Origin of the sequence: Saccharothrix australiensis, from assembly GCF_003634935.1 — a bacterium.
In the GTDB taxonomy this organism is placed as follows: domain Bacteria; phylum Actinomycetota; class Actinomycetes; order Mycobacteriales; family Pseudonocardiaceae; genus Actinosynnema; species Actinosynnema australiense.
The window spans coordinates 2,357,326-2,370,383 of the sequence record NZ_RBXO01000001.1; the positions used below are offsets into that span (position 1 = coordinate 2,357,326).

Here is a 13,058-nt window from a genome sequence, read left to right on the forward strand (position 1 = left end):
GGCGGCCCCGTCGATCACACGTTGGTCACGCAGAAGGCGGAGCAGAGATCGTCCGCCTCGGCGGTGTCGTAGATCTCGATCGCCATGTGCCGTTCACCTCCTCCTCGGTCGCGGCCGTGACGTCGCGGTCGCGGCCGTACCCCCGGCGCGGCGTTCCGCTCCTCGATCGTCGCGGGGCAGGCGGGTCGCGGCCGGCACCGGGCGGTGGGTGATCGACCGACCGGTCGGTGGTCGACAGCGGGGCGCGCTCGTGGTCCACGCGCGTTGTCGTGACACGCGTGTGAGCGCGACTGGCTTCGGGAGGTCAGCGCGGCGCGGCGGCGGGGTTCGGCGGTGGTCCGTCGTCGGCGACACCGGGCACGCCGGCGTAGATCGCGGCCAGCTCGGCGTCGAAGCCGGGCACCGCCAGGTCGAGGGCGGCCAGTCGGTCGGCCACCTCCTCCGGCGTGGTCTCGAACCACAGCGCCTGCTCCAGCACGTCCCTCGCCTTGATGGGCCGGGTGAGGTCCAGTCGGCCGAGCAGGTCCAGGTCGAGCCGGTCGAACCGCTCCGGCAGCCGGTCGGTCGCCGGCGGGGTGTAGCCGAGTGCCGACACCCGTTCCGCCGTGCGGCGCGGTGACGTGCCGGTGCGGCCGGCGGCGTGGGCCACCACCGCGAGCGGGGCGGCGCTGCCGGCGGGCGCCCGGCCCAGCGCACACCCCCGCGCGCTGAGCAGGTGGTAGTCGACTTCGAGGAGGTCGTCGTCCAGGTGCGCGACGTCGGGCACCTCGAACCCCATGCGTCGCAGGCGGTTCGCCACCCCGGCGATGGTGCCGCCCACCTCCCGCGTCGCTTCCAGCAGGGACTCGAACGTCCGGCGGTCCTCCCACCGCGGGATGGGGCGCAGCGGCGTGGAGAATTGCAACAACCGCTGGTCGACCCCGTCGAGGTCGCCGCGCCACACCTGCTCGTCGGGCAGCACGAAGCCGAGGTCGCCGAGCCGCGCGGCCGCCTCCGCCACCCGGACGCCCGCTCGTCCGGCGATGTCGAGCAACAGGCCGAGCGGGACGCGCACCGGACCGGGCGGCAGGTCCCGGTCGAGCCACTGCCGCGTCAGCAGCGCCGCGTCGCCGTCCGCCAGTTCGCGCGGGACCCGCCCGTCCGCCGGGACGGCGAGCCCGATCTCCGCGAACCTGCGGGCGACCTCCGCCGGCGGCACGCCCCAGAGCACCGCCGCTCGCACGACCTGGGACGGCGGCACCGCGTCGCCGTCCTCGACGGCGCAGTCCAGGAACACGCGCCCGAGCCCACCGCCGACCGTGCCCAGCCACTCGGGCGTGTGCCGGACGTCGGGCACCGGGAAACCCAGTTCCCGCAACCTGGACGCGATCGCGGGGGAGTCCCGCCGCAGCACGGCGGCGGCGAAGTGCACCCTGGCCGGCTCGACCGGCCAACCGTCGGGCAGCCACGGCCGGCCGCCGTCGACGTTCAGGCTGACCAGGATCACGTCGGACCGCGTCACGCGGGAGGGCAACCCGGCGGTGGACGGGGCGGAGAAGCCGAAGAACGCCAGCCTGTCCGCGACCGCGCTCGGGCTCGACTTCGCCGCGTGCGCGGCTGCGACGACGTGTCCGACGGACACCGGGGCGCCGGGCGGCAACCAAGGCGCGATGGCGTCGCAGTCTGCGCTCACCACGGTGAAGTCCGCTTCACCGGGCTCGTCCGCCAGTGATCCCCAGTCGACGTCCGGGAGCGCGTAGCCCAGGCGGGCCAGCCGATCGGCCAGTGCCACGACGCCGATCTGCGTGTCCTTCGCGACGGCGAGCACCAGCCCGACGGGGAGGTCCTGGCTGCCGGGCAAGTGGCTCCTGCGCTCGTACAAGTCCTCGATGATGGCCTTGTCCGACGGCGACAGGGGTGTCACCCCTGCTCGACCCGCGCGCGCCAGCGAAGTCCAGGCGAGGCTCACCGCACTGGCGCTCCGGCCTGCCCCGAACAGGTTCAGGCGCTCCGCGTAGTGGTCGTGGAGGCGGCGCACCAGGTCGAGGTCCGCGTAGGAGTACCCGCCGTCGAGGATTTCCGAGGACCCGATGAGGGCTCGCCACGGTCCGCCCGACGCCGCGACCTCGTCCGCGACGATGTCCGCCGTGCCCGGACTCGTGCGGGCCACCCGGACCAGCCACTCCAGCGACAGGAACAGCGGGTTCGCCTGCCGCAGGGCAGGCACCGACCGCCGCAGCAACTCCTCGACCAGGGGTGAGACGTCGTCCAACACCTTGCTGCGGTCGACCGTGAGCTTGGGCGCGCCCTTCCTCGTGAGGTTGACGACCGCGCCGTACAGGCTTTCACCGTACGCCGGCCCGGCGAGGACGCCTCTGCGCTTCAGGGGCTCCACGTGGATGCCGTCGACCAGCAGGCCACCGCCCTGCTCGCACCACACGACCTGACCGTGCTCGGTCCGCTCGCCGTGCACGAGCGCCCCCGAGGCGTGCAGGCCGCTCCCCCCGCCCGCGGGACGGGACTCCAGCTCGAACGGCCGCCACGTCGCGTCGTGGTCGCCGTGCACGGCGGTGGTCTCGAACTCGGCGATCCCGAGGATGCGTTGCAGCACGTCGACGCAGGACTCGGCGTCCGCGCCGGCCCGCAGGTACAGCGTGACCGCCGTGCCGGGCCCGATGTCCTCGGCCAGGGTCTCGATGCGGAACAGGTGGCCGGGACCGGCGATCATCACGCGCAGCGCCTCGCCGTGGTCGTGGCCGTTGGGGTGCATCCGGCGGGTGCGGATCTCGATCTCGTCGGCCAGCATGAAGTAGCTCAGCACGCCGATGCCGAACCGGCTGTTGGGGAACAGCTCGACGCCCGCCGCCTCCCACCTGGCCTGCTCCTCCCGGAACTCCGGGCGGTCGGCGAAGCGGACCCCCGCGCGGGAGAAGACCTCGCGCAGCTCGGCCCGGCCCATGCCCACGCCGTTGTCGGCGCAGCGCAGGACGTGGCGGCCGTGCTCGACACCCTGCGTGAACTCGATGCGGCCGGTCCACCCGATGTCGATGCCGCGCGAGGCGCGCAGGTAGTCGTGCCGCGCCTGGCGGTAGCGGCACGCGTCGAGGGCGTTCTGGTACAGCTCGCGGACGGCCAGGGACCGGTCGCCGTAGAGCTGCTCGCCCATCAGCAGTTCGCGGACCCGCGTCTCGTCGAGCCGGAACCGGGTCACCGGGGTGACGAACACCGGCCGCCCGTTCTCCTCGGCGGGTTGCACGCGGTCGGCCGACGCGTGCGGCGGCAGCCGCCGCAGCGGCTCCAGCCGGAAGTCCTCGGCCGCCTCCCGCACCGCCGACAGCACCGCGTCCACCCGCGCCACGTGGCTCTTCAGCGCCTCCAGCACGGCCTCGTGCCGGCAGTCCGCGATCAGCCCGGTCCCGACGCCCTCCACCGGCACCCAGGCCGCGTGCGCGATGGTCGTGCGCAGGTGGTCGAGCCGGACCGGGTCCGGTATGCCGAGGTGCTCCACCACCGTGATCGGCAGCGCCGTCAGCTCGACGGCCTGCTCCCACGCGACCACGAGCAGCAGCCCGACCAGCTCCTCCCGCACGACCTGCGGCGCGGTGGTGAGGCCGAGGTGCGTCTTCTCCGGGTGCAGGCGTCGTCGGTGCCGCAGGTCACCGGGTGTCAGGTGGAACAGCGCGGTCAGCCGGTCGAGGGTGGCGTACAGCTCGCGGGACGCGGGGTTCGGCACCGGTAACGCGCCGGCCTGCTCGTGGTCCGGGTGGCCTGCCGTCCACTGGTGGAACATCCACCAGCCGATGGGCGCCACCGAGTCGCCGCGCCCCGGCAACCCGGTCCGGGCGACCAGCCGCCCCTGCTCGGCGCCCGCGAGGAAGTGCTCGTACTCCCGCCGGTCCGCGCCCGCGCCGTCCTCCGGGCGCAACCGGGTCGGGCCGAGGTGGACGCGCGACGCCGCGGCCTCCAGCACGCGCACCCGGTGCAGCATCGGCGCGAGCACCAGCAGGGCGGCCTCGGCGCCGGTCGGCCGGAGGTCCACCAGCTCCACCAGGTCGGCCAGCCGCCGCTCGACGCGGTCGACGAGGTCCGGGTCGAGCCACGGCGACCCGGCGAGCGCGCGCTCGGCCGCCTGCCGCCGCCTGCCCAGGTCCGCCGCCAGCCGCACCACGTCGTCGCGGAACGCCGCCACGTCCGTCGCCCGCGCCCACACCGGGTGCGTCCTCGCCCGGTCGGGCCACCGGTCGGGCGCGGGCGGCGCGGGCGGCGCGGACTCCAGCGCGGCGTGCCTGCCGCGCCAGTACTCCACCGTCCCGTTGGGCGGGGCCACCTTCGCGGCGGCCAGGGCGGCCCGGACGATGGCGATGACGTGCTCCAGGTCCGGCAGCTTCTTGATCCGGCCGTTGAGGATCGCCGACACCTGGCTGCGCCCCGGCCCGCCGTGCGACGCCGGCGCGGTGACGACCGCGCCGGACCGCTGGAAGAACTCCCGCAGCTCGCGGCAGAACCCGGCCAGGTCCTCAGGCGTCATCCGGCGCCCCCTCCCGTGCGCGATGTCCGGACCGGACGTCCTCCGGACGGCCGCCACCAGCGGCGATGCCACTCGCAAGGGCCATTCTTCCGGTGCGTTCCGCGATCGGGGACACCGACCCGCCCGAACGGCGACCGTTCCACCGTCCTCATCGGCGACAACGGGAGCAGGTGCTGCAAGGTGGACTGGATCGCGCTGATCACGGCGGCGCTCGGCACCATCACGGCGGGTCTGGAACTGGCCAGGGTGGTGCGGCGGGAGCGGCGCGACGACGAGTGACGAGGTGTGCGGGCCGCTCGACCGGGGCCGGGTGCGGGAGGGGTGCCGGCCGGGACGGGCGGTGGGCTGCGGAGGTGAGCGGGTGGTGGCCGGCCGCACCACCGGCCGGCGGCGGCCCCTGCTCGGTGGCGTGGTGTCCCCGCGCGGGGAAGCTGTCGTCGGGGCGTCCGCGCGGCACACGATCGGGTGGTTCCGGGTGCACTGCTCGTCGCCGGTTCGGCCGTCCGTGGCGCTCCGCCCGGTCGTTGTCGCGCGAAAGCGCTGGGGGACAGGGCTTCCCGGTGGACTACGGCGAACGAGTGACCTGTCGGGACGGGCCGCCCGGTGGAGCTACAGTGCCGGCTCGGTGACTCCGGTGGAGGGGGTGCTGGGTGGTGGACGGGCACGGGATCAGTCGTCGTGCCCTGCTCGCGGGCGCGGGTGCGGGTCTGGCGGGTTGGGGGTTGCCCGGCGTGGCGGCGGCGCGCGGGACCGGCGGCACGGTCGCGGTCCTCGGTGGCGGGGTCGCCGGCCTCACGGCGGCGCACGAGCTGGCCGAGCGCGGCTTCGCGGTCACGGTCTACGAACGGCGCGCCCTGGGCGGCAAGTGCCGCAGCATCCCGGTGGACGGCACGGGGCGCGGAGGTCGGCGCGACCTGCCCGGAGAGCACGGCTTCCGCATCTTCTTCGGGTTCTACCAGGACCTGCCGGACACGCTGCGGCGGATACCGTTCCCCGGCAACCCCAACGGCGTGCACGACAACCTGGTCACCGCGACCGAGTTCCTGGCCTCGTTCGCCGGTGGGCGGGAGGACCTGCTCCTCCCGCTGACGCCGCCCGGCGGCCTGCCGGACCGGTTGACGCCGGAGCTGTTCCTGCGGCAGGTGCGGGCCGCGGTCGAGAGCGCCTTCCACCTGCCGCCGCACGAGGCGGCGGTCTTCGCGCAGCGGATGCTGGTCTACCTCACCAGCTGCGAGGAGCGCCGCCTGGAGCAGTGGGAGCACACGACGTGGCCGGACTTCCTCCGGGCGCGGGGCAAGTCCGAGGACTACCAACGGATCTTCGTGTACGGGCCGACGCGCGTGCTCAGCTCGACCAGGACGGACAACGCCAGCGCGCACACCGCGGGCATCGTGGCCGAGCAGGTGCTGTTCACCCTGCTCGGGCGCGGTGGCGAGGGCCCGCTGGACCGGGTGCTGAACCTGCCGACGAACGAGGCGTGGATCGACCCGTGGGAGCGGCACCTGCGGGGGCTCGGGGTCGGGTTCCGCCTCGGCTGGTCGGTCGAGGACCTGGTCGTGGACCGCGGCCGGGTCGCCGCGGCGCGCGTCCGCGACCCGCGGGGCCGCGCGGAGGCGGTCCACGCCGACTACTACGTCTGCGCCCTGCCCGTCGACCACGCCCGGCGCGTCTGGAACGCGGACCTCCTGGCGGCCGAACCGCGGTTGCGCGCGGCGGCGACGCTGGAGACGCAGTGGATGACCGGGCTGATGCTCTACTTCGACCGCCCGACCCCGTTGGCGCACGGTCACGTCTACTACATCCACGCGCCGTGGTCGCTGACGTCGATCAGCCAGGCAGCGTTCTGGCCGGGGCGGGACTTCCGGGCCGACTACGGCGACGGCACCGTCGCGGACTGCGTGTCCGTCGTCATCTCGGACTGGGACGAGCCCGGCGTGCTCTTCGGGCGGCCGGCCAGGCAGTTGACCGAGGAGCAGGTCGTGCAGGAGGTGTTGGCGCAGCTCGACCTGCACCTCAACGACACCGGGCGGCCGGTGCTCGACCGGTCCTCCCTGGTGACCTGGTTCCTCGACCCCGGCGTGAGCGGGCTGGGCGGGCCGAACCCCGTCAACGCCGACGAACTCGTCGTGCAGCCGGTCGGTTCGTGGCGTCGCCGCCCCACCGCCCGTACCTCGGTGCCGAACCTCTTCCTGGCAGGCGACTACGTCCGGGCGCCGATCAACGGGGCCAGCATGGAGGCGGCGAACAGCACCGCGCGCCTGGCGGTGAACGCGCTGCTGGACGAAGCGGGGTCGGACGCTCACCGCGCGGTGGTGCACGAGCTGTACCGGGCGCCCGAGTTCGAGCTGCTCAAGGCCGAGGACCGGGTGCACCACCTGCTGCGGCTGCCCAACGCGTTCGACGTCGTCCCGCTGCCCTGAGCGGGCGGGGTCACCCCGAACGGGTCCGCGGGTGACGGACCGCGACGCGGTCGGCCGGGCCGTTCACCGGGATCGGTACCGGGCGGGTCCGGGCAGGGTGACCGGTCTTCCGGCGGTCGGTCCGTGCGCCGAGGATGGAGGTGTCCGAGGAGGCGGCGGCGCGCCGTCGAGCGCGGGCGACTTCCGGGGACGACCGATCGGCGTCCCGCGCGGGCGGCGCACCGGAGGAGAGGAACAGCGACCATGCACGGACGGCAGCGGTTCGGGCGGCGGGGTTGGCGGGTGGCCGCGATCGCCGCCGCGGCGGCGGCGGTGATGACGGCGCAGGCGGCCCCGGCCGTCGCCGTGAACTACCCCGCGTGGTTCGTCGTCGAGGTCTACGAGACGCCCAAGGTCAAGAGAACCTTCCACAGCCCCGGTCAGTTCGACAGCCACGCCGAGCACAACGCGTGGATCAAGTCCTGCCAGGCGCAGCACCCCGGCAGCAGCCCGGTCGGTGATCCACGGCACGGCACGAAGCAGGGCTCGAAGTGCGGGAAGGGCGGCCGTAACGGCAACACCAAGTACGGGTACGGGATACAGGACTTCGACGTGCCTACCAGGAAGCGGATGGTGTTCCGCTCCAACAAGAAGGTCAACAACCAGGGCGAGGGCGACGCCTGGGTGGCGAAGTGCCGGCAGGAGCGGGAGGCCAAGGGTTTCCCGTGGGAGGGGCGGCCCGTCGGCCGACCGGAGAAGAAGCCGACCGGCAGCCCGTGCCTGCCCAAGGACGGGTGACCGGCCGGCGAGCCGGTGGACGCGCCTCGGCCGGGGGTGCGCGGGTCGTGACGACGAGGCGGGCTCGGCGCGGCGGGTGCCCGCCACCCACCGCGCCGAGCCCGCCGTCCGCAATTCGGTTGTGCGCCCGGCCCGTGCTCGACAGGCTTGCCCCGACGTCCCGATCGGTCGAGGGGGAGCCCGGTGGCACTGCTCTTCGTCACGCTGGCCGGGCACGGCCACGTCACGCCCACGCTGGCCCTGGTCGAGGAACTGGTGGGGCGCGGCCACGAGGTCGACTACGCGACCGGCGCGGAGCACGCCCGCGCGGTCACGGCGGCCGGTGCGCGCTGGGTGGAGCTGCCGGGGCTGCCGCCGTTCCGGCCGAGCGGCGGTGACCTCTTCGCGGCCTGGTTCCGGCACTACTTCGCGGCGATGCGCGCGGTCCACCCCGTCCTGCTCGACCGCTGCCGGACCCGCCGGCCCGAGGTGATCTGCTACGACGCGACCAACTGGCCCGCGCGGATCGTGGCCAGGCAGCTGGGCGTCCCGGCGGTGCGGTGCGTGCCGCACCTGGCGTCCAACGAGTCCTTCAAGCTGGTGGTGCCCGACGCGGCAGGGGTGATCGCGGACGACTGCGCGCGGTTCTCCGAGGAGCACGGCGTCGAGCTGGACGTCGTGAGCGCGTTCGACGTGCCCGAGGCGTTGAACCTGGTGTTCGTGCCGAGGGAGTTCCAGCCCGCCGGTGAGACCTTCGACGAGAGGTTCCACTTCATCGGACCGCTGCTCGGGCGGCGCGCCGCCGAGCCCTGGTCGCCGAAGCACCCCGACCTGCCGCTGCTCTACGTGTCACTGGGCTCGATCATGACCGACCCGGAGTTCCACCGGGCCTGCGTCGCGGCCTTCGCCGACGGGACGTGGCAGGTGGCCCTGAAGTCCGACGACGCGGGACCCGTACCGTCCACTGTGGACGTTCAGGGCTGGTTCCCCCAGCCCGCGGTGCTGCGGCGGGCGCGTGCGTTCGTCACGCACGGCGGGATGAACTCCACGATGGAGGCGTTGGGTTGCGGCGTGCCGCTCGTGGTGGTCCCGCAGACGCCCGAGCAGGAGGTCAACGCCGACCGCGTCCGGGAACTCGGCCTGGGTGAGCGCTTGGCGGACGTCGCGGACCTGCGGGCGGCGGTGGAACGGGTCACCGCCGACGGCGCGGTGCGGCGGAACCTCGACCGGATGCGGGCCGCCATCCGGGCCGGCGGGGCCGCTGAGCGCGGCGCCGACCTCGTGCTCGGGCTGGTGTCCTGACCCGCGCCTCGTCGCCGCTGGAGATCGCACGTGCGCGCCCACCGCCGGGCCCGTGCCCGCGTGCCGCCGATCCCGCGGGTACGTGCCGCTGAGCCCGCGAGTGCGTGCCGCCGAAGCGGGTCGTTCACCGGGACTCACCTTGCGCGGCACCGGTTCTCCCGGCCGGCAGGGTGCGCAACCCTTCGACGGCGCCTTGGTCGAGCACCGGCGCGGCCCGGTCGAGCAGCCGTCGCAACACCGGCAGCCGGTCCTCCGGCAGCTCGTCCGGGTGCGTGATCGTCGAAGGCGGGGCGCACCGGTCACGCGAACGCGCGTGGTGCACGACGACCTCACCCCTGCCGTTCGGGGCCGACCAACCGTTCTCTCTCGCTCTCCAGGACGTCGAGGTCGGTCAGGATCGCCAGGGCCGCGGCGCGGTGCCGCTGAGCGTGCTCCAGGGGCCCGCACCGCGCGACACCGGCGTGCGCGCGGGCCTGTTCGTAGTGGTGCGCGATCGCGTCGGCGCGTTCGAGGGCTTCCCCGTACGCGGCAGCGGCGGCAACGGGGTCGTGCAGGGCGCGGAAGGTGTCCCCGAGTTCGTTCAGCACCTCGACCTCGCCCGACCGGTCGTGCATCCGGCGCAGTTCCGCCAGGGACCGACGGAGGTGGTCGGCCGATTCCCTGGGACGGCCCGCTCGTCGGGTGACGATGCCGAGGACGATGAGGGAGTGCGCCTCCGCGTGGCGCAGCCCGCAGGCGCGTTGGAAGCGGAGTGCCCGGTCGCAGCGGTCCAGCGCCTCGGCGACCCGGCCGAAGTGGGCGAGCACCACCCCGCTGTTGGCGACGAAGCGCGACGTCGTCCCGGTCATCCGGTGCTCGTCGACCAACCGGACGGCGCGCTCGAACAGCTCCAGCGCCTCGGTGTGCCCGCCCTGGCGCTGGTGGATGATGCCGAGGTTGTGCAGCACCGCGGTCGCCGCCCGCCAGTCGCCCGCCCGCTCGGCCGACGCCAGCGCCCGCCGGTACCACCGGGTGGCCGCCCGGTAGTCGCCGTGCCAGAAGTGCGCGACCCCGAGGTGCTTCGTGATCGCGGCTTCGCCCGCCGCGTCGCCCACGCCGCGCGCCGCGCCGAGCGCACGGGTGAGCTGGGGGACCCAGTCCCGGCCGAGTCCCCGGCAGTAGCGGAAGAACCAGAGCGCGTCGGCGAGCTTCCAGGCGTGCTCTGGCCGGTCGTGCTCGACGGCGAAGTCACCGGCGGCGACGAGGTTCTCGTACTCGGCGTCCAGCCGGGTGGCGGCCATCCGGTCGTCGTCGGAGGTCGCTCGGACGGCGACGTCCAGGTAGTGGTCGAGCAGCCGGTCGACGGCCGCCCCGGCCTCGTCCCCGTCCGCGACCGCGCGGGCGAACAGCCGGACGAGGTCGTGGGTCCGGTAGCGGCCGGGCGTGCACTGCCGCACGAGGTGCGCCTGCTCCAGGTGGTCCAGCGCCTCGCGCGTGGCGCCCTCCGGGCGGTCGACGAGGCGGGCCGCCGCGTCCACCGCGATGTCCGGTCCGACCACGTGGCCGAGCAGGCGGAACAGCCTGGCCGGCTCGGGCGGCAGCACGCGGTACGAGCACGAGAGCACCGCGCGGAGGTCCGCCCGCAGGTCGCCCGCGCGGAGCGCGTCCAGCCGGGTGGGTTCCCGCGCGAGTTCCGCGGCCAGCAGGGCCAGGGGGAAGTCCGGTCGCCGCGCGGCGCGCGCGCCGAGGACGGCGAGCGCGAGCGGGAGCCCCGCGCAGTACCGGACCACCGCCGCCACGGCGTCGGCCTCGTCCGCCACCCGCCGCGCGCCGAGGTGCCCGCCGAGCAACCGGCGGGACTGCTCCGGGTCGAGCAGGTCGACGGCCAGCCGGCGCGCGCCGCGCAGGGCGACCAGCGCGCCGAGGTCGTCGCGACTGGTGACCAGCACGCAGCACCGCGGTCCGCCCGGCAGCAACGGGATGACCTGCGCGGCGTCGCGGGCGTTGTCCAGCAGCACCAGCACCTGCTTCCCGGCGAGCAGGCTGCGGTAGAGCGCCGCCTGCGCGTCGACGTCGAGCGGCGCGTCGGCCGGCCTCACCCCGAGCGCTTCGAGGAAGGACCGCACCACGACCGCGGGTGGCGTCGGCTCCTCGACCGGGTCGAACCCGCGCAGGTCCGCGTACAGCTGACCGTCCGGGAACCGCGCGACGTGGTCGTGCGCCCAGCGCAGCGCCAACCAGGTCTTCCCGACACCGCCCGCACCCACCATCGCGACCAGTGCGCCGCGGTCGGTGGCGTGCGCCTCCGTGAGGCGGGCGAGTTCGCCCGCCCGCCCGGTGAACACCGCCGGCGCGGTGGGCAGCTGGCGGGGCCGCGGGAAGCGACCGGCGGCCGGGGGATCGGCGACCGCGCCCGCCGACAGGATCTCCCGGTGCAGCCGCCGCAGCCGGTCGCCCGGACCGATGCCCAGCTCCCCGGCCAGGCGCAGCCGGGCCTGGTGGAAGGTGTCCAGCGCCTCGGCCTGCCGCCCGGTCCGGTACTGCGCGAGCATCAGCTGGGCGATGAGCTGCTCGTCCAGCGGGTCGTCCTCGATTTGCGCGGCCAGGCTCGGGATGAGCGCGGCGTGGTGCCCGAGGCGGAGCTGGAGGTCGGTCCACTCGCGCCGGGCCGTGCGGCGCTCGTCCGCGAGGGATTCCCGGAACAGGTCCAGCCATCGGCAGTCCACGCCGGTGAACGCCTCACCGCGCCACAGGGCGAGCGCGTCGGTCAGGAGGGCGCAGGTCCGCGAGTCGTCACCGCCCGCCCGAGCCAGGCCCAGCAGGCGGCGGAACCGGTGCAGGTCGACCGCGTCGGCGTCGACCGTGAGCGCGTAGCCGCCCGACCTCCTGACCAGGGTCACCTCGTCCGTGCCCGCCAGGCACTTCTTCAGGCGGGACAGGTAGCTGGACAGCGTGCCGCGCGCGCTGTGCGGCAGGCGGTCCGGCCACACCCGGTCGAGCAGCCGGTCGACCGGGAGCACGTGGTTGGCCTCGACGAGCAGCAGCACCAGGACGCAGACCTGCCGGGGTGGACCCAGGTCCACGAGCCTGCCGTCGACGGTCGCCTCGACCGTGCCCAGCAGGCGGAACTCGACCGCCATCGCGCGTACCGTGCCCTTCCCGCCGGTGCTGCCCGAGCGGAGCTGCGGATTCAAGGAGTCTGCAAAGACTTGTCGGTCCGGTCCAGTGCAATGGTCGGCGCGGTGCGGGATCGGGTGGGGCGGGACGCGGGTGGAGCACCAACCCCGTGGACCGAACGGGCCACCGGTCCCGCACGGCGTCCGGGCAGGGCGTCGGCGGACCCCGTGGGACGGCACGGTCCGCGCCCGGCCCGGTCGTTCCCCCGGGGCTACCCCGGACCACCACCCTCGTCAAGCGGGGCAACGCAAGGAGCGCGTCATGGGAGTGCTGGGCAGAACACTGTCCCTGGTGGCGGCGGCGGCCTTCGTCGTCGGCGGCGTCGTCGTTCCGCCGACCGCGTCGGGGCGGGCCGGGGAAGGGCAGGCGGCGGCCGTGCCGGCGGGTGCCGGCGACGTCGGCGCGGGACTGGCCGCGAACATCCGGTCCAACTACAACAACCGGTGCCTGGAGGTCCGGGACGGCAACCCCGGCAACGGCGCGATGGTCGGCATCTGGGACTGCACCAGCTGGCCGTCCGAGCTGTTCTTCTTCGACGGGAGCCAGATCCGCAACAGCATCAACGGCAAGTGCCTCGACATCGTCGCGTCGAACCACGACAACGGCGCGGCCGTCAACATGATCGACTGCCACGGCTGGGCGGCCCAGCAGTGGAGGTGGGACGGCTCCCAGATCCGCAGCAACATGAGCCACCGGTGCCTGGAGATCTCCGGCGCGAACTGGTGGGTCGGCGCGACCGTCCAGATGTGGGACTGCAACGGCGGCGCGCACCAGCAGTGGCGGCACGGGTGAACGGCCGGTGACCCGTTGACCGGGTGACCGGCCGGTGGTTCCGGGATGCCCGCCGGCATCCCGGAACCACTCCGGCGCGCCGCCGCGAGCCGGACCGCCGGTGGTCGGTGCGCGGGCACTCCGCC

The 13,058-nt window shown here is 74.6% G+C and carries 6 protein-coding genes; 4 read left to right on the forward strand and 2 right to left on the reverse strand.

Translation table 11 applies throughout. The features are described 5' to 3' along the window. Nucleotides 1-304 precede the first annotated feature (304 nt). Entirely contained in the window at nucleotides 305-4,507 is a 4,203-nt protein-coding gene (locus tag C8E97_RS11150; protein ID WP_121004220.1) for a wHTH domain-containing protein, read from the reverse strand. Nucleotides 4,508-5,160: 653 nt separating this feature from the next. Between C8E97_RS11150 and C8E97_RS11155 the strand changes: the two genes are divergently transcribed. The 3 genes from C8E97_RS11155 (at nucleotide 5,161) to C8E97_RS11165 (ending at nucleotide 8,985) form a co-directional block, all read left to right on the forward strand. Beyond that, a complete protein-coding gene (locus C8E97_RS11155) occupies nucleotides 5,161-6,927 on the forward strand; it encodes a hydroxysqualene dehydroxylase (protein WP_121011291.1) in 1,767 nt (588 codons plus the stop codon). A 243-nt stretch (nucleotides 6,928-7,170) separates the two neighbouring features. Continuing rightward, the gene (locus C8E97_RS11160; RefSeq protein WP_121004223.1) at nucleotides 7,171-7,704 is read left to right on the forward strand and encodes a hypothetical protein; all 534 of its coding nucleotides are present in this window, start codon (nucleotides 7,171-7,173) and stop codon (nucleotides 7,702-7,704) included. Between the two features lie 183 nt (nucleotides 7,705-7,887). After that, a complete protein-coding gene (locus C8E97_RS11165; RefSeq protein WP_121004226.1) occupies nucleotides 7,888-8,985 on the forward strand; it encodes a macrolide family glycosyltransferase in 1,098 nt (365 codons plus the stop codon). A 329-nt stretch (nucleotides 8,986-9,314) separates the two neighbouring features. Here the strand turns inward: C8E97_RS11165 and C8E97_RS11175 are convergent, their stop codons facing one another. Beyond that, nucleotides 9,315-12,104 carry an AfsR/SARP family transcriptional regulator gene (locus C8E97_RS11175; RefSeq protein WP_121004232.1) on the reverse strand — a complete coding sequence of 930 codons (2,790 nt, stop codon included), beginning with the start codon at nucleotides 12,102-12,104 and terminating at the stop codon, nucleotides 9,315-9,317. A 298-nt stretch (nucleotides 12,105-12,402) separates the two neighbouring features. Between C8E97_RS11175 and C8E97_RS11180 the strand changes: the two genes are divergently transcribed. After that, nucleotides 12,403-12,933, forward strand: a complete 531-nt coding sequence (locus C8E97_RS11180; protein WP_121004235.1) for an RICIN domain-containing protein — start codon at nucleotides 12,403-12,405, stop codon at nucleotides 12,931-12,933. The last annotated feature ends 125 nt before the right edge of the window (nucleotides 12,934-13,058 follow it).